19 protein-coding genes and 1 tRNA gene are annotated in these 22,385 nt (G+C 66.4%); 5 read left to right on the top strand and 15 right to left on the bottom strand.

Annotation, left to right across the window (positions count from 1 at the left end):
- The first annotated feature begins 63 nt into the window (after positions 1 to 63).
- A tRNA-Lys gene (locus tag ABE434_RS10780) sits at positions 64 to 139 on the top strand.
- 2,068 nt (positions 140 to 2,207) lie between these two features.
- Here ABE434_RS10780 and ABE434_RS10775 read toward each other — a convergent pair.
- Positions 2,208 to 2,582: a DUF6713 family protein gene (locus tag ABE434_RS10775; RefSeq protein WP_346478826.1), complete on the bottom strand. Its 375-nt coding sequence runs from the start codon at positions 2,580 to 2,582 to the stop codon at positions 2,208 to 2,210.
- A gap of 100 nt (positions 2,583 to 2,682) precedes the next feature.
- Positions 2,683 to 4,158, bottom strand: coding sequence for a S41 family peptidase (locus tag ABE434_RS10770; protein WP_346478825.1), 1,476 nt, complete (start codon positions 4,156 to 4,158; stop codon positions 2,683 to 2,685).
- A 207-nt stretch (positions 4,159 to 4,365) separates the two neighbouring features.
- Between ABE434_RS10770 and ABE434_RS10765 the strand changes: the two genes are divergently transcribed.
- Entirely contained in the window at positions 4,366 to 4,833 is a 468-nt protein-coding gene (locus ABE434_RS10765; RefSeq protein WP_346478824.1) for a PA2169 family four-helix-bundle protein, read from the top strand.
- 221 nt (positions 4,834 to 5,054) lie between these two features.
- On the opposite strand, the gene ABE434_RS10760 is transcribed toward ABE434_RS10765, so the two are convergent.
- The 3 genes from ABE434_RS10760 to ABE434_RS10750 form a co-directional block, all read right to left on the bottom strand.
- Positions 5,055 to 5,219 carry a hypothetical protein gene (locus ABE434_RS10760; protein WP_183073690.1) on the bottom strand — a complete coding sequence of 55 codons (165 nt, stop codon included), beginning with the start codon at positions 5,217 to 5,219 and terminating at the stop codon, positions 5,055 to 5,057.
- Between the two features lie 162 nt (positions 5,220 to 5,381).
- Complete coding sequence (locus ABE434_RS10755) at positions 5,382 to 5,843, bottom strand: hypothetical protein (RefSeq protein WP_346478823.1); 462 nt, start codon at positions 5,841 to 5,843, stop codon at positions 5,382 to 5,384.
- Positions 5,844 to 6,106: 263 nt separating this feature from the next.
- Positions 6,107 to 6,955, bottom strand: a complete 849-nt coding sequence (locus ABE434_RS10750; RefSeq protein WP_346478822.1) for a hypothetical protein — start codon at positions 6,953 to 6,955, stop codon at positions 6,107 to 6,109.
- Between the two features lie 239 nt (positions 6,956 to 7,194).
- Between ABE434_RS10750 and ABE434_RS10745 the strand changes: the two genes are divergently transcribed.
- Positions 7,195 to 7,875: a lysozyme inhibitor LprI family protein gene (locus ABE434_RS10745; protein ID WP_346478821.1), complete on the top strand. Its 681-nt coding sequence runs from the start codon at positions 7,195 to 7,197 to the stop codon at positions 7,873 to 7,875.
- A 21-nt stretch (positions 7,876 to 7,896) separates the two neighbouring features.
- Here ABE434_RS10745 and ABE434_RS10740 read toward each other — a convergent pair whose 3' ends face one another.
- The 3 genes from ABE434_RS10740 to ABE434_RS10730 form a co-directional block, all read right to left on the bottom strand.
- Positions 7,897 to 8,562: a DUF3011 domain-containing protein gene (locus ABE434_RS10740; RefSeq protein WP_346478820.1), complete on the bottom strand. Its 666-nt coding sequence runs from the start codon at positions 8,560 to 8,562 to the stop codon at positions 7,897 to 7,899.
- Between the two features lie 130 nt (positions 8,563 to 8,692).
- Positions 8,693 to 9,091, bottom strand: a complete 399-nt coding sequence (locus ABE434_RS10735) for a response regulator (RefSeq protein WP_176988434.1) — start codon at positions 9,089 to 9,091, stop codon at positions 8,693 to 8,695.
- A 133-nt stretch (positions 9,092 to 9,224) separates the two neighbouring features.
- Positions 9,225 to 9,989 carry a CPBP family intramembrane glutamic endopeptidase gene (locus ABE434_RS10730; RefSeq protein ID WP_346478819.1) on the bottom strand — a complete coding sequence of 255 codons (765 nt, stop codon included), beginning with the start codon at positions 9,987 to 9,989 and terminating at the stop codon, positions 9,225 to 9,227.
- Between the two features lie 153 nt (positions 9,990 to 10,142).
- Here ABE434_RS10730 and ABE434_RS10725 point away from each other — a divergent pair, with 153 nt between their 5' ends.
- Positions 10,143 to 10,445, top strand: a complete 303-nt coding sequence (locus ABE434_RS10725) for a zf-TFIIB domain-containing protein (protein WP_179460279.1) — start codon at positions 10,143 to 10,145, stop codon at positions 10,443 to 10,445.
- A gap of 18 nt (positions 10,446 to 10,463) precedes the next feature.
- Here ABE434_RS10725 and ABE434_RS10720 read toward each other — a convergent pair whose 3' ends face one another.
- From ABE434_RS10720 to ABE434_RS10695, 6 genes are all read right to left on the bottom strand, one after another.
- The gene (locus ABE434_RS10720) at positions 10,464 to 10,976 is read right to left on the bottom strand and encodes a GNAT family N-acetyltransferase (protein ID WP_346478818.1); all 513 of its coding nucleotides are present in this window, start codon (positions 10,974 to 10,976) and stop codon (positions 10,464 to 10,466) included.
- A gap of 100 nt (positions 10,977 to 11,076) precedes the next feature.
- Positions 11,077 to 12,159, bottom strand: coding sequence for a copper resistance protein B (locus ABE434_RS10715; protein WP_346478817.1), 1,083 nt, complete (start codon positions 12,157 to 12,159; stop codon positions 11,077 to 11,079).
- Positions 12,156 to 13,949 carry a copper resistance system multicopper oxidase gene (locus ABE434_RS10710; RefSeq protein ID WP_346478816.1) on the bottom strand — a complete coding sequence of 598 codons (1,794 nt, stop codon included), beginning with the start codon at positions 13,947 to 13,949 and terminating at the stop codon, positions 12,156 to 12,158. The genes ABE434_RS10715 and ABE434_RS10710 overlap by 4 nt, the downstream gene beginning before the upstream one ends.
- A 103-nt stretch (positions 13,950 to 14,052) precedes the next feature.
- Positions 14,053 to 14,448: a CopL family metal-binding regulatory protein gene (locus tag ABE434_RS10705; protein WP_346478815.1), complete on the bottom strand. Its 396-nt coding sequence runs from the start codon at positions 14,446 to 14,448 to the stop codon at positions 14,053 to 14,055.
- A gap of 94 nt (positions 14,449 to 14,542) precedes the next feature.
- The gene (gene recQ / locus ABE434_RS10700) at positions 14,543 to 16,348 is read right to left on the bottom strand and encodes a DNA helicase RecQ (protein WP_176988441.1); all 1,806 of its coding nucleotides are present in this window, start codon (positions 16,346 to 16,348) and stop codon (positions 14,543 to 14,545) included.
- 646 nt (positions 16,349 to 16,994) lie between these two features.
- A complete protein-coding gene (locus ABE434_RS10695) occupies positions 16,995 to 17,546 on the bottom strand; it encodes a Dps family protein (protein ID WP_176988442.1) in 552 nt (183 codons plus the stop codon).
- A 96-nt stretch (positions 17,547 to 17,642) separates the two neighbouring features.
- Here ABE434_RS10695 and hrpA point away from each other — a divergent pair, with 96 nt between their 5' ends.
- Positions 17,643 to 21,743 carry an ATP-dependent RNA helicase HrpA gene (gene hrpA, locus ABE434_RS10690; RefSeq protein WP_346478814.1) on the top strand — a complete coding sequence of 1,367 codons (4,101 nt, stop codon included), beginning with the start codon at positions 17,643 to 17,645 and terminating at the stop codon, positions 21,741 to 21,743.
- A 42-nt stretch (positions 21,744 to 21,785) separates the two neighbouring features.
- Here the strand turns inward: hrpA and ABE434_RS10685 are convergent, their stop codons facing one another.
- Positions 21,786 to 22,310: a hypothetical protein gene (locus ABE434_RS10685; RefSeq protein ID WP_346478813.1), complete on the bottom strand. Its 525-nt coding sequence runs from the start codon at positions 22,308 to 22,310 to the stop codon at positions 21,786 to 21,788.
- Between the last annotated feature and the right edge of the window lie 75 nt (positions 22,311 to 22,385).

The following is a 22,385-nucleotide window of genomic DNA, read 5'->3' as shown; positions in this document are numbered from 1 at the left end:
GGTACGCATGAGCGCCAAGATGCGTTAGAATGCGCACCCCCGGCGTCACGTCGGGGATGCAATGGGCCGTTAGCTCAGTTGGTAGAGCAGAAGACTTTTAATCTTTTGGTCGATGGTTCGAATCCATCACGGCCCACCACTGCATCAACAACTTAGGCGCCCGATGGGCGCCTTTTTTGTGTCTCCTGAAAACCTGTCGCTGGGCTGATGCGCGTCAGGGTGGCGAAGGACTTCCTCGTGGCCGTGGCGACCCGCGCGGACGCGTGGCCGGCGTGCCGGCGGGTTGCTCGCGCGCTGCGCCTCGATCCCACGGTGACGCTCGAGCACGACGAGTCCGCTGACCGTTGGCGCGCGTGTTTTGTGATCCATGACGCAGTGCGAGGCCTCTTGTGGCCGGAACGGAAGGTGTCTACCGCGCTGGCCGCAAAGTCCGCTCGATTGCGCAAGGGCGACTACCTGCGTGTCCGCCGGTCTTCCTACAGCACGCTACTGAACGCCCAGGAAAACGGCACGGCGAATTTCGCACCAGGCTCTTCTCAAGCTATGAGGCGTGACTCTTTTCAGTAGATTAGACGTCTGAGCAGACAGGCCTGGAAGACAGTGACAAGAGATGGAATGCAGCGACGGAGAATTCGCGAAGGTAAGCTGCGCCCCCCTGATGGACTCAGCTCCAGTGTTTGAAGAGTGGGTATATTCTGACAAGAATGCCGGCTTTATCTTGCATCGGCGACGCTGGATATGATCCACGATCAGTTACCCCCACATCTCGTTACCGGTGCTAGCGGTGGAGCTTGTCAATCGCGAAATGCCTGGTATTACTTGATCTTGGTAGAGAACTATTGGGCCTCTGTATGCAATGGCGAACGCTCGTGTTGTCTTTGCTATTCCCTCTGCTCTCAGCCTGCGGTTCGCAACCTCGAAGCGTGCCTCCACAGGTGTCACCAGCCGGCTTTACAGCCCTCACATCTTGGAAATCTGGCGGTTGGATCTATCTGGAAAACGAAACGTATGTTCCCGGTGCGATTGCTGTATCAAAAAAGCCGGTCATCACGAAATGCAGATCTGTGTCGCATGACATTAGGGTCGAACACTACGGCGCTTCCATCTCCGACCTTGAAAGCACATGCCTTAACGTCAGCTCTGCAGCCAGAGAGGCAGAGCATTGGTTTCCAGGGCGCAGCGCCAAGTATTCCATCATTGTCGTCCCGGAAGGGCACTCGATATACGTAAAGAGGCGTAGCCTCGTGATCAACTCGATTCACGTAACATTAGCGACAGCTGACTTCAGCGCGCGCAATAGATACGACGGTAACTTGGTGGATTTGGTCGCGCATGAGTCTTATCACGCGCTTGGCATCCTGGCGAATGACCCGCGGGGCGGAGATGAGTACACTGCCTACTACGCTGGGTTATGTGCACAGCTTGAGGTGATCGGATCAATTCCGGCATCCGCCTTACCCGGCGCCCCGTTGATGGACGGCGCGGACGAGGCGACGCGAAAATCCTCAGAGACTGCGTACTTGGTAAGACGCGAGGTTTTTCCTCTGCTGCATGACGGCTCCATCACTTCAGATAGTGACGGAGGCAGGATTTTGGCTAAACGTTGTCAGGAACTCAGGAGTGGCATTCATAACTCCGACGACTAGCTGCAGCCATGGATGCCTCACGCGTTGAAAAGTATCCGTACCTGTCCCGCATGCGGAAGAAATCAAACGCATGCGGAATGCAATTGCCCTGGGAACCTGCTTTGTGCCCTGATCCCTACCGTGAGCTTGCTGCTGCGGTAGTACGCCAGCATGCGGCGGGCGGAAGACACTCGGGTCGGCAAGTCGAACTGGCAGCGCGGGCTGCCGTTGACCGTGGCCAGGAAGGGCACTACGGAGCTGTATCACATCGCGTTGCGCGTTTCACCGAGGCGCAGCAGGGCAAGGACCGATGCCTGTCCATCGCCCGGACGTGCACGCTATACCTCCCGACCTTAAGCACGACATGCCGCCTCCCGGAGAACGCGTGCATGCCGGCGGTCGATCCGGAGCACCGCAATGGCACTGGTGATCGATGTCCTGCAGACCGCCGCCGTCTTTGCGACGGTGCTGTCCCTGTTTGGCGTGCTGCTGCGCGCTCGGCATTGGCACGCCGGCAGGTCGGACGGCCTGGCCGGTTCCACACCTGTGACCGACACCGACGCAGTGCCTCCCAAGCGTCGGTCAGGTGCGGGTGGGCATCCGCGCAACGGTGCGCAGCGAGCGCAACAGGCACATCGCCGAGACCAGGCAGGCCGCGATCACCGTCATCGACAACGGCAGGTGGAAAGTGCGGTGGCCGAACATGGCGAAGCCGAGGTGGATGAGGAACGTCGCGATGCCCAGCACCGCGCAGACCATCGCAAAGCCACGCGCCTTGCGGGTCTGCAGCAGCACGTGGCGGTAGCCGAGCAGTACCACGCCGACGGCCAGCAGGTTGAAGACCAGAAAGCCCTGCACGCCACCGGGCAGCAGGAACATCTCCCACTCACGCCAGAACGCGGCGTCGATCTGATGAAGGATCAGGGCGAGCAGGGTGGCGAAGTAGCTTCTTTCCATGGGACAGGCGATGCCGAAGGCTGCGGATCCTGCAGCGTGCACAGTGTAGCGGCGCTCCATCGTGTGCCTGCCTATGCGCCCGCTTCGCCGCGGTCCGGGCTCAATGCAGCGCGCTGTCGGCGCTGTCGGCGATGAGCGTATCGATCAGGCGCTGCGCGCGGGACCGTGCGCCTTCGCCACGACGCGGCGCGACCGGCAGGTCCGGGCGGATGCCGGCCACCTCGTCACTGCCATCGGCACGCAGGCGCACGCAGTTCGGAACGCGCAGGCGCAGATGCGAATGGGGTAGTTCAGGCATCGCCTGCGCACTCATGAAGCCGCAGCCGTACCCTCCGCTGTGCGTCCCGACGATGCGGGCGATGTGGTTGTCCTGCATCCGCGCTGCGAACATCTCGGCGGAGGACGCCGTCTTCGCATTGGTGAGTACATATACCGGGCCTTTCCAGGCGCTCCAGTGCTCGCGCACATCCTGTGACCAATCCAGGCGGTGCGCGATGAGGAAATCATCGAGGGTGTCCACGGCAGCGCTCGGCAACGGGCCGCCGGAGGTACCTGCAGGCACCAGGCGCCGGCATGTTGGGCCGTTCCAGTCGTGCTGCACCCGCCAGGCCCAGGACAGATCGCAGGCCGGCAGTGCCGCGGCCTGCCGCGACGCCTGGAATGCTTGCCGCTCTGTAGTGAGCAGCCTGCGCGCCACGGCGTTGGGGCGGTGATTGCGCAGTGCGTCGTCCAGCCGCGCGTATTGTTCGTCCAGATAGGGCTTCCCGGCCGGGGACTGGCTGACCTGGAGCACGGCCGAGGCAACCGGCCGCGGGGTGAACAGCCGCGCCAGCGTATCGCCACTGTCGTCGCCGCCCGGGTTGTCGCCGACGTCCACCAGCACGGCGTCCACCCCGTCCTGTTGGAAACGCCGCAGGCTGGCGGCGATCACCGCGACCCAGCCACGGGCCAGGGTGCCGCGCATGTCGTCGGTGGAGTCCGCATGCCGCAGTTGTGGCCACAGCGCGTGGCAGAGGCCCGGATAGCGCAGGGCATCGAACTCATGCAGGCGCAGCAGCCCGATCGTGTGCCCATCCGGCAGCGCGAGAATGCCGGCGCGCAGCACAGGATCGGCGTCGTCGTTGAGGGGGTGGTAACCGGCCAGCGTTTCCAGCGGCAGGCTGAAATCGTGCCGGCCTTCATCGGCCATGCCGAGCGCGGCACACCCTGCGCTCGCGCCCAGCGTGCGGGGGTCGACGACAGTGGGCGAGGCCGCGTCGGGCGCCTGTTCAAGCGGGTCGAGCAGGCTGAGGTGACCATCCTGGAACCCGGCCAGGAAAGTGCGCAGGGCTTGGCGCGCCTGCGTATCCGTACGTGCTTCAGCGAGCGCACGCCGCGCCGCGGCATCCAGTGCGGGAAGGTCCACGCCGCTTTGTGGCGAGGCGGCCCATGCCAGATGCGCGTAGTCCTGCTCCAAGGCGCGCTTGAGCGCCACATGGTCGCCCTGCCAGGCACTGCGATCGAATGCCGGCGCGGCAACGGATGCCCCCGGTGCGGCGACACCCAGCATCGCGAGCATGAATACAGTGCCCCTCATCCCTGCCATACAGCCTCCTTGCGACCCCGGCATGCCCGTACGGGGCAAGGGTGACGGGATCGTGTGTGCGATCGACTCCGGTCGATCGTAGCCAATGCGCGTGGCCGCCGGAAGCCCCGGTGTCGCATCACGCCACCGTCCCCACGACGCGCGCACGATCAGGCCATACCCGGCCACAGTGGGCCCACGATCCCACGGAGCGGTGTGATGAGTACCGTCCAATCCGGCCACGCGATACGCGAACTCAACCAGATCATCGGCATCGCGCGCGATGGCCACGACATCTACGCCAGAGCCGTCGCCGACGGGACGCAGGATCCGCAGTTGAACGCGTTGATGATGCGGATGGCCGCAGCGAAAATGCAGGTCATCGATGGGGTCACGCGGCTGGTGCGCGACGCCGGTGGCCATCCCGCACGCCACGGTACCTTGGCTGGCAGCCTCCGTGGCGGCTTCGGCAGGTTGGGTACCGTACTTGGGGATGCGGGCATCCAGTACGCCAGCGAGAGCCAGGCAGCTGAAGCGCGTCTGGTAAGGGCACTGGAAGTGGCCGCGCGCGATGGCGCACTGACGGCACATGCGCGACGAACGCTCAACGGCATGCTGCTGGAGACGCGGCTCGGTTGGGACGACATGCGCCAAGAGGTAGATGACCTGCGGGGCCGGGATGTGTAGTAACACACACCGAAATCCACACCGAAACCAACACCTTCAAAGAAGCACGCTCATGCGCAGCGTCGCGAATCGACAGCGTCGCGAATGAGCTTCGTAGTGAAGGATGCAAGAGAGTGAAGGGCGCTAGAAGTTGAAGGGTGCGAGGGCGCGCCGAGTGCGCCAGCTCGCCGCCTGCATGTGAGGGCTGCGCGGATGCGCAGCCCCACCATGCGGCAGACGAACTACTTCTGCTGCGGCTTGTTGCCCGCGTCAGGGGCGTTCTTGGTGTCCTGTTCCTGCTTCTGCTGCTTGGCTTGCGCGTCCTTGCGATCCTGTTCGGATTGCGGGCCTTTCTGCGCTGCAGCGGCATTCTTGACGTTGTTTTCGTTGTTCTGCATGTTGGACATGGTGTGACTCCAAGGCGACGTGATGTCGCAACCCCAGCGTGGACCTGGCGCTGTTACGCGGGGGTCGCACTGGGATGAGCATCGGGTCAGGGTCGTCTCATGTCGAAATGGAACACCACACGGAGGCAGTTGCCGAGGGCGTTCCGGGTCTACATCAGGGCTCTACCTTGGACGTGTCTGGAAATGCTCTCCCTTCCTGTACTCATATCCCGTCAGGCTCCATCCGCCTCCGTGACCCGTACGAGGCTGAACCCACCTGTAGGTCCAGGACTGGAGCGTGCCATCGGGAAGCGTGTTTTCGACCTTGTACTCCTCTCCCGGGATGCCTCTCTCCGGGAGCCTGCCGGGCGGCTGGGGCGTGCTGGAGAGGGTGTTAGACAGCCCATCAGCGAACAGTTGCATTCTCTCGGTGGTGACCGTTCCCCGCCCCATGGGAGCGTGGTCCGGAGAGACCGTCGCAATCCAGTCGAGTAGCTCCGCGGCGTGTGCGTCCTCACTGGCGTATGTCCGCGTCGAGACAACGACTGTAGACAGGTGGGGCGACGATCCGGCGGCCGACGCCGTCGATGATGTCCCTGTTGAAGAGAGCAGGGCGATCAGTAAAGTGACAAGTGCGGATTTCATGTGCGTTCCCGTTTTTAATGTCCAAGGCTGGCGACTTGGATGATTCCGCAGAACATCGTCGATGTTCATCAGGGAATGCCGTCGTCTTCGGGTGTGAAATCCACATTTTCGTATACCACCAGCGCGGGCCGGATCCAGCGTGCGGAGGTGACGCTGATCGACAGGCCGCTACGTTGCCGCGATGAGTGCACGGTGTGCGGTCGGGAACGTATGTCAGCGCACGTCGTTGACCGAGAGGCGGTGTCTGATCGCCGCTGGCCGTATCAGGATCGGCAGAGTGTGCCGCAACGGTCGCCGCTGAACCCGGCAATGGCCTGCTGCAGGAGCGGAACGTCGCTTGGGTCCACCTGTTCCAGCGCGTCCTTCAACGCGTCACGCACTGGCTGCCGTTGCTCAAGCTGCAGCATCTGCGCGTAAGGCGCCGCCGTTTCCGCCAGCGCGCGGACCAGGGTCCGCTTCAGCGTGCTGCCCGCCGGCTGGGCACGCATCACCTCCAGCATCTCCAGATACTGGCGTTGCGCATTGCGGCGAAGGGTGTCGGTGCCGCCCGGTCCCAAACCGGCGAGCTCTTCGGGCGTTGCAACGGTCAGCCACGTATCCACCAGTGGCTGCATCCGTGCACCGCACTGCAGCAGGTACGGCAGCAGCAGGCCCAGCTGTGCCTGGAAGCGCTCGGCGTTGCGGTTGCCTTGGCGGGCCTGCTCGCCGGAATGGAGGAGCACGGCTGCTGGCATCGCACCCATGCCGAACTGCATCAACCGGGTGGACAGCGTTACGCCGTACTGGCACGCGTTGGTCAGCAGACCCAGGTCCGCCGTCGCGTAGTCCGGCGCCAGGACGTCGGTCTTGTTGGTCACCGCCGCCAGCAGCTGCATGGCGCGTGGGCTGTCGAGCTGCTCCGGTGCGTTGTCGGCGTCGGCTTGCTGCAGCAGTTGCAGGTAGTCGCGCGTGGCTTCGTACTGCGCCATGAACTGCGGCGGTATGTCATCGGCACGTGCGGGTGAGGCGACCAGCAACATCACGAGGAGGGCCGCGCCCAGCGGTGTCCGTGCAGGCGCACGCGCCGGCCATGCCAGTCGTCGCGTGAGAGAAGAAAACGGGCTGCCACTCATCCGGGGCATGGTCCTTGGATCGATTCGGGCATGGAGCGTAGGTGACTCGGGGCAGGGCGGCAACCCGGTGCGCAACATGCGTTGCCCGGGCATCCTGTGGGTGCCCGGCATTCGGTTGTCCTCGAATGACGGTGAACAGAGATCCAGGCGTGGGCCGTGAGCGGTCTGCCTGTGCACACCGCAGAACCGGTTACGGGGGCACAATAGCCAGTCATTCGTTGATCGTTGTTGGAGGTGCCATGAACCGTTTCGTCCTGCTGGGTGTGGGGGCGCTTGCGCTCGCGGCCTGTTCCAAGCCGGCGCCGTCCGATACCGCGACGCCGGCAGAGCCTTCCGCGCCGGCCACGTCGGCCGCCGCTGCCAGCGCGCCCACCGCACCCGCCAGCCCGACCCTGCAGCCGCCGTCGTTCGATTGTGCCAAGGCGCAGTCCGAGGCCGAGCAGCAGGTGTGTGGCGACGCACGCCTGGCCGCGCTGGACCGCCAGCTGGCCGCGCTCTACAAGCGCGTGCAGACCAGCCCGGATGAGCTGGACATCGCGGCCGAGCAGCGTGGCTGGATCAAAGGCCGCGATGCCTGTTCGCGTGCGGTGGATCCGCACCGTTGCCTGGTGGAGTCCTACCAGACGCGTCTGGTCGAGCTGACCATCAACGGCGGCGGCATCCAGGTGCCGGCCAAAGTCGAGTACCGCTGCGATGACAACAGCAAGCCGGTGACCGCGGTGTTCTACAACGACATCGATCCCACTGCGGCCGTGATCAGCTGGGGCAATGACCAGGCCATCGTGTTCCCGGTGCCGGTCACCCGCGAGGAAAACAATGGCGGTCGCTGGGGGCGCGAAGGCGTGGACCTGCGGACCCACAACGACCAGACCACGCTGGAGTTCTACGGCACCACGCTGCAGTGCCAGGTTGCCAGGTAGGGGCGGGCGCCGCCGTGTTGCTCAGCGCACGCGGCGGTAGCGCACCTCGTTCTGCCGGTCGCCCACTTCGGTGGTGACGAAGCCGTCGCGGCTCTGGCTGATGTCGAACACGCTGCTGCCGACGTTGAGCTGGCCGCCATTGACCCAGCCGTTCAACGACTGCCCGCGTGTCTGTGCGCTCATGCGGCCGTCGCTGTCGATGCGCATGCGGATGTCGGCGTTGAAGGTCGGGTTGTAGCCCTCGAACTCGCCGACCATCCAGTCGGGCACATAGGACGTGTGGCGGGCGCCCTGGTAGTTTTCGTCGTCGTAGCGCGCGTCATCCTTGTTGGCGTTGTGGGCCAACGCGCCGAGAATCGCCGCGCCGATCAGCACGCCGGCGGCGACCTTGGCGTCGTGGTTGTCATCGTCATGGCGGTCATCGCGATCGCTGCCGCCATGCACCCGGAACGAGGCGCGGCAGCCATCATCGACCCAGACCTCGCGGCGGTCGTAGTCCCAGGTGCGGCCCTGGCGGCAGTCCGCACCGGACAGCTTGCGGTCCAGGGTGACGTAGCCCGCGCGGGGCAGGGTGCAGGACTGATAGCGGTTGTCGCGGCTCTCGCAGGTGACGAAGTCGTCCGCGCGCGCGTTTTCCAACGGCAGCATCAACAGCAGGGGCGTGGCCAGCAGCATGCGGAAGAGCATGTCGTCGATTCCGGCAGGGAAAAGGAGCGCGTCGCATCGTATGGGAAGCGGGAAACCCCCGTTCCCTGGTACCGACGATGGGCACGCGCACATGAAATCCGGATGAAGGTCGCCCCGCAGGTAGGTCGCCTCAGGCGCAGGCCGCCAACGGGTGCTGGAAGCAGGCACGGATCGCGTCGAGCAGTTCGCTCATGGTGTAGGGCTTGGGCAGGAAATGCATGCCTGGGCCGAGCTGCGGCACCACGACGGAGGGCTCCAGGCCCGAGGTGACCAGCACCGGCAGACCGGGCTGTTCCTGCTTGACCCGATGCGCCGCCTCGATGCCGCTCACTTCGCCCAGGCAGACATCGGTGAACACCAGATCGAAGCGCTCGCCGGCCTGCAGCAGGCCGAGGGCGGCTTCGGCGGAGCTGACCGCAACGACCTCGCAGGCCTGGCTTTCCAGCGCCATGCGGCTCAGTTCGCGGGTGTCTTCGGTGTCTTCGATCAACAGCACGCGCGGTTCGGGATGGTGCTTGGACAACAACATGGAGCGTGGTTCCTGCTTACCCCCGGAGAGGGGCGCGCAAGTATCGCGGGCCGCCGGTGAGGAGACCGTCGACGGCGACCAAATGCCGGGTGAATCGAGGGCGGGATCGTACCGCCCGTAGCGCCCACGGCGCTCAGGCAACGGCCGCCGACCGCCGGCGTCGACGGTGCCAGGCCCACACCAGCCCGACCGCCAACCCCGCCGCCGACAGGCGCAGCACCGTCGCCGGCCAACCGACCGCAGTGGCCTCGCTGATCACGAATACGTTCCAGGCCAGGTTGAGCGAGACATGCAGGGCCAGCCCGCTCCACAGCGTGTAGTCGTCCAGGGTGTTGAGCCAGGCGAATACCAGCCCGCCGATGCCGGTGATGGCGAACACCTGCAGCGCCATGCCCCCGCCGCCGCCGAACGACCACCAGTGGATCGCACCGAAGATCACCGCCTGTACCAGCGAGGCGGCCAGCCACGGCCAGCGCTGCTGGCGATGGGCGAAGATGAAGCCGAAGCCACGGAAGATGATTTCCTCGGCGAAGGGGAACAGCACGCTGAGCATCAGCAGCGCGAGGACATCCTGGCTGGGATTCACTCCGCCCAGCCACCACAGGCCGAGCCAGCAGGGCAGCGTGGCCAGCAGCGCCAGCCCCGGCCCCTGCCAGCCATTCCAGCGCAACCCGAGCAGTGCGTGCAGGCGTTGCCCGGGGCGCAGCAGCAGCGCAGCCACGGCCAGCACCAACAGCACGCCCAGGCCGTTGTCGAGGATGGCGCCGCCATAGGGGATCGGCAGCTTGGGAATCGGCGTGCCCAGCCACGCGGCGAGGTCGCGCAGATTGATCGACACGGCCAGGGTCAGCACCACCACGCAGGCGGCCAGCCAGGTCGGCAGGCGAAGGGACGGCATGGGACGCTCCATATCCAGGGACGGCGTGGATTGTTCGTGATTCCCTCGCCAGCAGCATGGGGCATAGGTCGGGGGGTCATCGGTCATGGCCGCGTTGCACCACGGTCAGGTATGACCGGCTAGAGTGCGGCTTTGCCCCTTGGATTACCGCCCATGCAATGCCCCGTATGCAAAACCCAAGCGCTGCAGATGTCCGAGCGCCAGGGCATCGAGATCGACTACTGCCCGCAGTGCCGTGGCGTGTGGCTGGACCGTGGCGAACTGGACAAGATCATCGAGCGCTCCGCCGGTGCCGCCGCGCCTGCATCCGCTCCGGTACGCGCTGCCGCACCGCCGCCGCCGGCTGCCGTGCAGCACCGTGATACCCGCCACCTGGGCCAACAGCCGTACGGCGATCAGCACGGCTACCGCAAGAAGAAGAAAGAGAGCTTCCTGTCGGACCTGTTCGACTTCTGATGCACGCGTGCGCGGCGCTCAGGCGCGGCGCAGGATGAACTCCCGGTCGACGCTGTCGCCGACCGGGAAATGGTATTCGCCCACCTTGCTGCAGCCATAGCGCGCATAGAAGCGCTGCGCACCCAGGTTCTCGGACCACACGCCAACCCACAGCGTGCGCCGCCGTGGTTGATCGAGCCAGGCCAGGAACGCGTCCATCAGGCGCGTGCCGTGGCCGCCACTCTGGTGGCTGGCGAGCAGGTAGAGGCGTTTGAGCTCGATATCGCCCTCGCTGGCCTCGGCATGTGGCAGCCCGTTCGGCCCCGCCGCGAGATAGCCCACCGCGCGGCCGCCATCCTCGAGCAGCCATGCTGCGTTGCGCGGATCGGCCAGTTCGCGGCGTTGCGGTTCGACCGCGTAGTGACGGTCCAGAAATTCGCGCAGATCCTGCGGCGGGTAGGAATCGCCGAAGGTTTCGGTATAGGTGGCGATGGCGATCGCCGAGAGCGCATCGGCATCGGCAAGCGTGGCGCGGCGGAGGGTCAACGTCATGGCGCAAGGCAGGCAGATCGGGCCGGCAGCTTACGCCATCGCTCCAACCGGCAGGAGGTCCGGGTACCTGCGGCACCCGGAACCTGTCACGGCTGCGGGATCAGAACCAGACCCGCACGCCCGCCACCCAGCGGGTATCGCGTGCGCGCTCGCCGGCCGCCTCGTGGTAATCAGCGGTATCGCCGAACAGCCGCTCATGGCTGATGCCGATGTAAGGCGCGAAGCGGCGGCTGAACTCGTAGCGCAGGCGCAGCCCGGCTTCGACCTTGTTGAGGCCCGAACCGTTGCCATACTCCGGCTCGTCCTTGGCCGAGAAACTGGCTTCCACCAGCGGCTGCAGGATCAGGCGGTTGGTCAGCAGCAGCTCGTACTCCACTTCCACCGTGGCCGCGAACTGGCCGCTTTCGCCGACATAGGCCATGGCCGAGGTCTCGAACTTGTACGGCGCCAATCCCTGGATGCCGAACGCCGCCCAGGTGCGTGAATCGGCCGGACGGAAATCCTGCTTCACGCCGACCAGCACGTCCCACCACGGCGACACGCTGCGGCCGTACATCACTTCCAGATCGGCCGATTCGGTGCGGCCGTCGCTGCGCTCGCCTTCGCTGCGCAGCCATAGCCTGTTGATGTTGCCGCCCACCCAGCCGCTGGCTTCCCAGGCCTGGCCGGTGCCGTGCTGACCGTCCCAGTGTTCGAGGCGGTTGAGCAGCAGCATGCTGTGGATCTCCGGCGCATGCTCCATCGCGCCGTGGTCGATCGGCGGGAACGCGGCGAGGCGGTCCGCGGCCGTCACGGCCGGAATCGGCTCGAGCGGCGCGGTGGGCGCAGGCGCCTTCGGCACGCCATGACCCATCGCGGCGTGGTCCATCTTCGAATGGTCCATCTTGCCGTGATCGGTCGTGCCGTGGTCCATCGTGGGATGGTCCATCTGGCTGTGATCAGTGCTGCCATGGTCCATCGTCGAATGATCCATCTGGCTATGATCAGTGCTGCCATGGTCCATCTTCGAATGATCCATCTGGCTGTGATCGACGTTGCCGCCATCTGCCGGTGGTGTGTCGGCCGTGGTTGCGGTCGGCGTCGTGGCATGGCCAGCATGCGACTGCGCCCAGGCCGGTGCCGACAATGCCAGCAGCAGGGCGGTGCTCAAGGCCGACGTCGCGGTGAGAGGAGAGCGGCTCATTCTTCGATCCTCACTTCGCGCATCATGCCCGCTTCCATGTGGTACAGCAGGTGGCAGTGGTAGGCCCAACGGCCGAGCGCGTCGGCACGCACGCGATACGTGCGGCGGGTGCCCGGTGGCATGTCGATGGTGTGCTTGCGCAGGTGGAATTCGCCGTCCGCATTTTCCAGATCGCTCCACACGCCGTGCAGATGGATCGGGTGCTGCATCATGGTGTCGTTGACCAGCACGATGCGCATGCGCTCACCGTAGTTCAGGCGTAGCGGTTCGGCGCTGGCAAAGGGAATGCCATCGAAGGACCAGCTGAATTTCTCCATGTGGCCGGTCAGGTGGAGCTCGACCTCGCGGCCGGGTTCGCGGCCATCGGGATCGTCGAACAGGCTGCGCATCGCGCCGTAGGTGAGCACGTCGCGGCCGTTGTCGCGCAGGCCGATGCCGGGGTCATCCAGTTTCGGCTCGGTCGCCATGCTCTGCATGTCCACCAGCGGATTGCCCGTTTCGCTGGCCGGGTGACGCGGTGCCTTGGGATCGGCGCCGTGCGCGCCGTGGCCCATGCTGGCGCCGCAGCCGCCTTCCATGCCCTTCATGTCGTGGCCCGCCATCCCGTTCGAGGCATGGCCCATGTCATGTCCCATGTCGCTCATGGTCAGCAGCGGGCGCGCGTCGCGCTCGGGAATCGGCGCCTGCAGGCCGTGGCGGACCGCCAGCGTGCCGGCGGCATAGCCGGTGCGGCCCATGTCCTGGCAGAAGATCGTGTACGCGTCCTGGCCGCTGGGTTCGACGATCACGTCGAAGGTTTCAGCCGGGGCGATGCGGAATTCATCGATGCTGACCGGGTGGATGTACTGGCCATCGGCGGCGACCACGGTCATTTTCAGCCCGGGGATGCGCACGTCGAAGTAGGTCATCGAACCGCCGTTGATGAAGCGCAGCAGCACCTTCTCGCCACTGCGGAACAGCCCGGTCCAGTTGCCGGCCGGGGCGGTGCCGTTGAGCAGGTAGGTGTAGGTGTGGGCGTTGATGTCGGAGATGTCGGTCGGCGTCATCCGCATCCGGCCCCACATGCCGCGATCGGCGGTGGCCGCGGCCCAGCCGTCCCTGCGCACATCGCGCAGGAAGTCGGGCAGGGTGCGCTTGTAGTAGTTGTCGTACTCGGCGAGTTTCTTCATGCGCCGGAACAGCGCACCGGGGTCCATGTCGGTCCAGTCCGAGAGCAGGATCACGTGCTCGCGGTCGAAGTGGTACGGCGCCGGCTCGAGCGGATCGATGATCAGCGCGCCGTACAGGCCGGCCTGTTCCTGGAACATGGAATGGCTGTGGTACCAGTACGTACCCGACTGCTTGAGGGTGAAGCGGTACTGATAAGCCTCGCCGGGGGCGATGCCGTTGAAGCTCAGGCCGGGCACGCCATCCATGTTGGCCGGGAGCAGCAGGCCGTGCCAGTGGATGGAGGTGGGATGGCCCTGCAGCGTATTGGCCACCCGGATGCTGACGGTCTGGCCCTCGCGCCAGCGCAGGATCGGTGCCGGCAGGCTGCCGTTGACGGTGATCGCCGGGCGGGTGCGGCCGGTGAAGTTGGCCAGCGATTCGCCGATGCTCAGCTGCACGTTCTGGCTGCTGAGCACCTGCGGGGCGCCGACCAGGCCGGGGCCGGCGGCGGCGAACGCCCGCGGGCTCAGGCCGGTGGCGGCGATTCCGGCGACCACGCCGCCGGCAGCCACGCCCTGCACGAACAGGCGACGTGACGGCATGGGCGGGGTGCCCGTGCCGGGTGTTTTGGGGAAAGACATTGCAACTCCGAATCCGGTTCGAATGGCACACGCGGTGCCGTCAACGCCCGCACACCGGGGCGCGCGGGCAGAGCTCAGGCGGGCGCTCGCAGAGCGCGGCGGATCAGGCGATCGGAGGGCGGGTGATGCGGTCCAGCGGCGGGGTCGGCAGCGTGGGATGCGCGGCCATCAGCGGGGCCATCGACACCGGCGGCGGCGTGGCCAGCCAGGCGACCTGGACGGTCAGGCTGGGCTGCTGGGCGCAGCTGCGCAGGCAGTCCTTGATCTTGCAGTGGTCGCCATCGTGCGGCGCCTGTACGTCGGCATCGGCGGCCGCCATCGCGTGGTGGTCGTGTGCGGCGGGGGGCGGCGCGTCGCCGTGGCAGGGCGGTGCCGCACTGCTGGCGGGGGTCGGCTCTGCCAGGGCCAGCGCCATCGGGCCGGCCATGGCCACGTTCAGCCCGTTGAGCAACAGGCTGAGCATCAAGACCACTCGCAGGAGAAGGCCACTGGCGGACATGGGGCTCACCTTACTGCCAAAGCCCGGCGACCGCACCTGCGGCTGAACGCCTGGTTCAACTCTGGAGCCGGGTCTGCCTGGACGTGCCGGGGCATCACCCTTCCTCACGGACGATCTCGACCAGGCGGTCGCCGTAGCGGGCCAGCTTGGTGCCACCGATGCCACCGACCCGCCCCAGCGCATCGACGCTGGTGGGGCGCTGTTCGGCGATGTTGCGCAGGGTGCTGTCGTGGAAAATGACGAAGGCCGGGACGTTCTGTTCGCGGGCGAGTTCGGCGCGCAGGCCGCGCAGTGCGTTGAACAGGGCCAGGTCCTGCGGCAGCACCGACAGGCCGGTGCGCTGGCCGCTGCGGTCGCGCTCGCGGGCTGCCTTGGGGGTCTCGCGGCGCATCATGACCTTGCGCTGGCCTTTGAGCACTTCACGGCTGCCATCTGTCAGGCGCAGGCCGCCATAGGCGCTGCTGTCCACTTCGAGCAGGCTGGAGGCGACCAGCTGGCGGAACACGCTGCGCCAGGTGCGGGCGTCGAGATCCTTGCCGATGCCGTAGGTGCTCAGTTCGGTATGCCCGAACTGGCGCACCTTCTCGTTGTCGCCGCCGCGCAGGATGTCGATCAGATGACCGACGCCGAAGCGCTGGCCACTGCGGTAGACGCAGCTCAGCGCCTTCTGGGCGGCGACGCTGGCATCCCAGGCATCCGGCGGCAGCAGGCAGTTGTCGCAGTTGCCGCAGGGCTGGGGGTAGGTCTCCCCGAACCCGGCCAGCAGGACCTGGCGGCGGCACTGCATGGATTCGCAGTAGCCGAGCAGGTGATCGAGCTTGGACCGTTCCAGCGTTTTGCGGTCTTCGCCGGCTTCGGACTGTTCGATCATCTGCTTGAGCAGCACGACATCGCCCAGCCCGTAGCAGAGCCAGGCTTCGGCAGGCTCGCCATCGCGGCCGGCGCGGCCGGTTTCCTGGTAGTAGCCTTCCATCGATTTGGGCAGGTCGGTATGCGCGACGAAGCGCACGTCCGGTTTGTCGATGCCCATGCCGAAGGCGATGGTGGCGCACATGACGATGCCATCCTCGCGCAGGAAGCGGCGCTGGTTGGCGGCACGCACCTCGGCGGGCAGGCCGGCGTGGTAGGGCAGGGCGTTCATGCCCTCCTTGCACAGGAACTCGGCGGTTTCTTCGACCTTGCGCCGCGACATGCAGTAGACGATGCCGGCTTCCTGGCGGTGGACCTTGAGGAAGTCCAGCAGCTGGCGCTTGGCGTTGTCTTTCTGGACGACGGTGTAGCGGATGTTGGGGCGGTCGAAGGAGCTGACGAAGTGCTGGGCGTTGGTCAGGTCCAGGCGTTCGGCGATTTCGCGCTGGGTGGGCGGATCGGCGGTGGCGGTCAGCGCGATGCGCGGGACGTCGGGCCAGCGTTCGTGCAGGACGGTGAGCTGGCGGTATTCCGGGCGGAAGTCATGACCCCACTGCGAGACGCAATGGGCTTCGTCGATGGCGAACAGGGCGATCCTGCTGCGCGAGAGCAGGGAGAGGAAGCGGCCGGTAAGCAGGCGCTCGGGGGCGACATAGAGCATGTCCAGTTCGCCGGCGAGGAGTTCGCGCTCGACCCGTGCGGCGGTGTCGCCATCGAGGGTGGAGTTGAGGTATTCGGCGCGGACGCCGAGCTGGCGCAGGGCTTCGACCTGGTCCTGCATGAGGGCGATCAGCGGCGAGATGACGATGCCGGTGCCGTCGCGGAGCAGGGAGGGCACCTGGTAGCAGAGCGATTTGCCGCCGCCGGTGGGCATGAGGACGAGCGCGTCATTGCCGGCGGCGACATGTTCGACGATCGCCTGCTGCGGACCGCGGAATTCGTCGTAACCAAAGATGCGGCTGAGCAGGTCGTGCGCGGGGCGGGAAGACATCGCGCTAGTTTACCTTGCCCGGGCTACGGGCCGTGTCCTCTGATGCCGGGTCGGCGTGTAGGGATGCCAGGAGCCAGGGGCTTAAAGCCTCAGAGCCTCAAAGCCAGAGCTTCAAAGCGCCGGACGTTCCGTCTTACGGGTTTGGCGCGGTGTGGGTGGGTTTGCTGGACCCGCCGTGAACCCATCCATGGGGGCTCGTAGTGCGCCATCCATGGCGCCCAACGGTCCTGCAAACCCACCCACACCGCGCCTCCGACACTTGGCTGGTGTCCGGAGGAGAGCCAGTCGAGAGGCAGTCGAGAGGCAGTCAGAGCCAGTCGAGCGCGGGTCAAACGCACACAGGCGCCAATCGGCGCCTGTGGGTTGTTGCCTGTTGCATCTCGACGTCGTATCTCGACGGGGCGACGTGGCTACTTGCGGCGGGTTGCTTTGGCTTGCCCCACCGTCCATCCAGATCTGTCTGGCGAGTGGGGGCCAGGCCCTGACGGGACCGTCGGGGCGCCAAGGATGGCGCCCACGAGCCCCCAGGGATGGGTTTACGGCGCGTCCCGGCAGGGCCTGGCCCCCGCTCGCCAACACGGAGACCCCGGCAGCCAATGCCTTTGACTTTGCTTTCAGTCAGCAAAGCCCGCCAAAAAACAAACGCTTACTGCAGCAGCGAACGCAGCATCCAGGCGTACTTTTCGTGGGTCTGCAGGCGCTGGGTCATCAGATCCTCGGTCGGTGCGTCGTCCGCATCGTCGGCCACGTCCAGCACTTTGCGCGCCGTCCGGCACACCGCCTCGTTGGCGGTGACCAACTGGCGTACCATTTCACGCCAGTCCGCGCTGTCGGTCAGGCCCGGCTCCTCGGCGATCGAGGTCAGGGCCGCGAACTCGCGGTAGGAGCCCGGGGCGTTGAAGCCCAGTGCACGGATGCGTTCAGCCACGTCATCCAGGGCCGCCCACTGTTCGGTGTACTGGGTCTCGAACATGGTGTGCAGCGAGTTGAACATCGACCCGGTCACGTTCCAATGGAAGTTGTGGGTCTTCAGGTAGAGCGTGAACGCATCTGCCTGGAACGCCGACAGTCCATCGGCGATCTTCTTGCGATCGCCCTCCTTGATCCCGATATCGATGTTCGGGGCCGATGGGGCCGCCGCGCCGAGCTTCTGCTTGGCCGTCTTGGTCTTTGCCGGGGTCTTGGTCGTCTTCGCCATGGGAGAACTCCTTATGGATGGGATGAATCGGATGGCCTCCACAATAGATCAGACTACCCTTTCAGTAGTAAACAAAAGTTCTAAACGAATCGATTGATGAGCGCTATCGAAAAACCACAAGCAGCACGCCTGGCCCAGCAGCAGGCCGCGATCAACGGGGCCATGAGCCGCGACCGCGGTCGTTTGCTGGGGATGCTCTCGCGTTGGCGGGCCAAACCGGCGGATGCGGGTCTGGCGGCGGCGTTCGAGCAGGCGTTGCGGGCATCCGTGCAGCGCCGCGAAGCGCGCGCGCTGAATCAGCCGGCCATCACTCTGGACGAGCAACTGCCGATTGCGCGTGAAGCCGAGGCCATCACCGCGCTGATCCGCGACCATCAGGTCGTGGTGATCGCCGGTGAGACCGGCTCGGGCAAGACCACCCAGCTGCCCAAACTGTGCCTGGCCGCCGGCCGCGGCACGGCCGGCATGATCGGCTGCACCCAGCCGCGACGGATTGCCGCACGTGCGGTGGCGACCCGCGTCGCGCAGGAGCTGCAGTCCGAACTCGGGACGACGGTCGGCTACCAGGTGCGCTTCACCGATCGCGTCGGTGACGATACCCGCATCAAGTTCATGACCGACGGCATCCTGCTGGCCGAGATCAGCAGTGATCGCTGGCTGTCCAGCTACGACACGATCATCGTCGACGAGGCGCACGAACGCAGCCTCAACATCGATTTCCTGCTCGGCTATCTCAAGCAGCTGCTGAACAAGCGCCCGGACCTGAAGCTGATCGTCACCTCTGCCACCATCGACACCTCGCGCTTCGCCCAGCATTTCGACGATGCGCCGGTGATCAGCGTCGAAGGCCGCACCTTCCCGGTGGAGGTGCGTTACCGCCCGCTGGAAGGCGAGGGCGGTGGCGAGGCCGAGGGCGGCCGCGATGGCGAGCGCACCGTGAATGATGCGGTGGTCGCGGCGGTGGATGAAATCACCCGCATCGACCCGCGTGGCGACATCCTGCTGTTCTTCCCGGGCGAGCGCGAAATCCGCGATGCGCACCAGTCGCTGGAGCGGCGCAAATACCGTGGGACCGACGTGCTGCCGCTGTATGCGCGGCTGTCGGTGAAGGACCAGGACCTGGTCTTCAACCCGGGTGCGAACCGTCGCATCGTGCTGGCCACCAACGTCGCGGAGACCTCGCTGACAGTGCCGCGCATCCGCTATGTGATCGACCCCGGTTTTGCGCGCATCAAGCGGTACAGCCCGCGGCAGAAGCTGGATCGGCTGCACATCGAAGCGGTCTCGCAGGCCAGCGCCAACCAGCGCAAGGGCCGTTGCGGCCGTGTGTCCGAGGGCATCTGCTACCGGCTGTATTCCGAGGCGGATTTCCAGTCACGCCCGGAATTCACCGATCCGGAAATCCGCCGCTCCAGCCTGTCCGGGGTGATCCTGCGGATGCTGCAGCTCGGCCTCGGCAGGATCGAGGATTTTCCGTTCCTGGAAGCACCGGATGAGCGCGCCATCGCCGATGGCTGGCAGCAGCTGGGTGAGCTGGGCGCGGTCGATGCGGAGCGCCGCCTGACCCCGATCGGCCGCCAGATGGCGCGCCTGCCGGTGGACGTCAAACTGGCCCGCATGCTGGTTGCCGCGCAGGCCCAGGGCTGCCTCCGGCCGATGCTGGTGATCGCCTCGTTCCTGGGCATCCAGGACCCGCGCGAGCGCCCGCCGGAAGCGCGCGCCGCCGCCGACAACGCGCACGCGCTGTTCGCCGATGGCCGCTCGGAGTTCGTCGGCGTGCTGCGCCTGTGGGACGGCTACCGCCAGGCCCACGAAGACCTGACCCAGTCCAAGCTCCGCGACTGGTGCGGGCGGCATTTCCTCGGCTTCCTGCGCATGCGCGAGTGGCGCGAACTGCATCGCCAACTGCGCGTGCTGTGCGAGGAGCTGGGCTGGACGGAAGAAGCGGCCGAGACCTCCCTGGCACCGCTGCTGGCCGGTTCGTCCGCGCCTGCACCGGCGCGCGATGACGAGGCGAAGATCAAGGCGACGCGCGGTCAGCAGCACCGTGCCGCACGCCTTGCCCGCGAAGGGAAATCCGAGCCGGCGCCCGTGGAGAGCACGGCATCGGTCAAGGGTGCCGACACCGAGGCGCGCAACGCCTTCAGCGACAAAGTCCGCGCCGCCGCCTACCAGACCCTGCACCGCGCGCTGATCGCCGGCCTGCCCACGCAGATCGGCCACCGCAGCGAGAAGGGCGACTTCCTGGCACCGCGCCAGCGCCGTTTCCTGCCGTTCCCGGGCTCGACCCTGGCCAAGCGGCCGCCGCCGTGGCTGCTGACCGCGACGCTGCTGGACACCCAGAAAATCTGGGGCCTGACCAATGCCGCGATCGAGCCGGACTGGGTGATCAACGAACTGCCGCACCTGCTGCTGCGCAAGCACTTCGACCCGCACTGGTCGCGCGCGCAGGGCCAGGTGCTGGCCTCGGAGCAGATCAGCCTGTTCGGTCTGGTGCTGGCACCGAAGAAGCCGGTGCACTACGGCCGCATCGCGCCGGGCGAGGCGCACGACATCTTCGTGCGCCAGGCCCTGGTGACCGGCGAAATCAACACCCGCGCCGGCTTCGTTGCCGACAACCTCAAGGTACTGGAGCAGGCGCGCGAAGAAGAAGCCAAACTGCGCCGCGCCGGCATCGTCGCCGATGAGAGCTGGCAGGCGCGCTGGTACCTGGACCGGATTCCGGCCGAGATCCATTCGGCGATGGGCCTGGATACCTGGTGGAAGGCACTGGCGCCGGAGAAACGCCGCGCGTTGTCGTGGACGCTGGCCGATCTGCTGCCGGGCGAAGGCAGCGACGCCGAGCGTTATCCCACGTACCTGCCGCTGGGCGACGCACGGTTGCCGCTGCACTACACCTTCGAGCCGGGCGCCGACGAAGATGGCGTGACCCTGGAGGTGCCGCTGCACCTGCTCAACGCGCTGGACCCGGCGCGCCTGTCGTGGCTGGCCCCCGGCTTCGTCGCGGACAAGGCCGCCGCGTTGATCCGCAGCCTGCCCAAGGCGATGCGACGCAACTACGTGCCGGCACCGGATTTCGGTCGTGCGTTTGCCGAAGCGTTCGCCGAACCCACCGCCGATGACATCCGGGGCGAACTGGCGCGGTTCCTGTCGCGCGCCACCGGTGCCAAGTTGGCCGCGACGGATTTCGACGACGCCTCGCTGGAGCCGCACCTGCGCATGAACCTGCGCCTGCGCGATGCGGATGGCAAGGTGCTGGCGACCTCGCGCGATCTGGACGCGCTGCGTGCGCGCTTCGGGGCGAAGGCCGGTGATGCCTTTGCCGCACGCGCCGGGCGCGCGCTGGCGGCGGAGGGACTGCGCGATTTCCCCGCCAGCCCCATCCCGCTGCAGGTGCCCGGCGAAGCCGGCGTGCCGGCCTACCCGGCGCTGGTGGACCAGGGCGAAACCGCCGCGTTGAAGATATTCGCCGACCGCAACGAGGCGCTGGAACAGCATCCGCGCGGCGTGCGTCGCCTGCTGGAGATCGCGCTGGCCGACAAGGCCAAACACGCGCGCAAGCAGTTGCCGGTGCCGCCCAAGACCGGCCTGCTGTATGCCGCGATCGAATCGCAGGAGCGCCTGCGTGGCGATCTGGTCGATGCGGCGATGAATGCCGTGCTCGCCGAGGGCCTGGGCGATATCCGCGATCCGGCCGCGTTCGCCAAGCGCAGTGCGGAGGCGGGCAAGGCGTTGTTCAGCGAGGCGATGGCGCGCCTGAAACTGGCCGAGAACATCCTGGCGCACGTGGCTGAACTGAAGCCGCAGCTGGAAGCGCCGCTGATGGGCTGGGCGCGTGGCAACCTGGACGACATGGAGCAGCAGCTTGCCGCCCTGGTCCATCCCGGGTTCCTGCGTGAGACGCCGGCCGATGCACTGGCGCAGTACCCGCGCTATCTGCGCGCGATGATCCTGCGCACCGAGCGCGCCAAGCGCGATCCGCCGCGCGATCAGGCGCGGATGCTGGAACTGCGCCCGTTCGTCGATGCCCTGGCGCAGGCCGATGCACGTGGACTGCGCGCGCGGCCGCAGTGGCAGGACCTGCGTTGGGATCTGGAAGAGCTGCGGGTCTCGCTGTTTGCCCAGGAGCTGGGTGCCAGGACCGGCATATCGGCCAAGAAACTGGCCCAGCGCGTGGCTGCGCTGCAGGCCGCCTGATCCGGCCAACGCCCCGTGCCGATGTGGCACGGGGCGCAGGGATTACTTGACGCGGCGGACCTTGGCGCGGGTGTTGATGCCTTCCACGCGCAGATACCACACACTGGAAATGCCCGGAATGACCGAGACGTTCGCGTCGGTCTTGCGCACGCCGCCCACGGTCACCGCATCGGTCTGCTCCCACACCTGTCCATTGGCGAGGGTATACGTGCGCCCTTTGCCGAAGCCCGTGAACTCGCCAGGCAGCGTGCTGTTGATGGGGTCCTTGCTGCCGAAGTCGAAGAAGCCACGGTTCTTGACGATCACCTCCTGGCGGCCTTCTTCGCGGGCCTGCTCGCGCACCTGCTCGCGTGCATCGGCGGCTGCCGCGGCCACCTTGCCCTGCAGCCAGTTGTTGAGCGAGGCCATTTCCTGCGGGCTCAGCTTGTCCAGTCCGGCCGCCTTGAATTCGGCCGGCGACATCTGCTGCTGGAGATCGCCGTCGACCACGCGCTGGGCCAGGGCCGGCAGCGAAAGACTCATCAGAACGGCCGCACAGGCCAACAACCGCAGACGGGAATAGCGCATGGCAGGGTTTCTCCTAGGGATGGCCGCAGTGTAGTGCCAGCGCCCCGGCATGTGCACATGCCGGCGACGGCGATT

It is taken from the genome of Stenotrophomonas sp. TWI1183, from assembly GCF_039673115.1.
Taxonomy (GTDB): domain Bacteria; phylum Pseudomonadota; class Gammaproteobacteria; order Xanthomonadales; family Xanthomonadaceae; genus Stenotrophomonas; species Stenotrophomonas maltophilia_AA.
The sequence above is the reverse complement of the archived record's forward strand: the minus strand, read 5'-3'. Positions and strand labels throughout refer to the sequence as shown.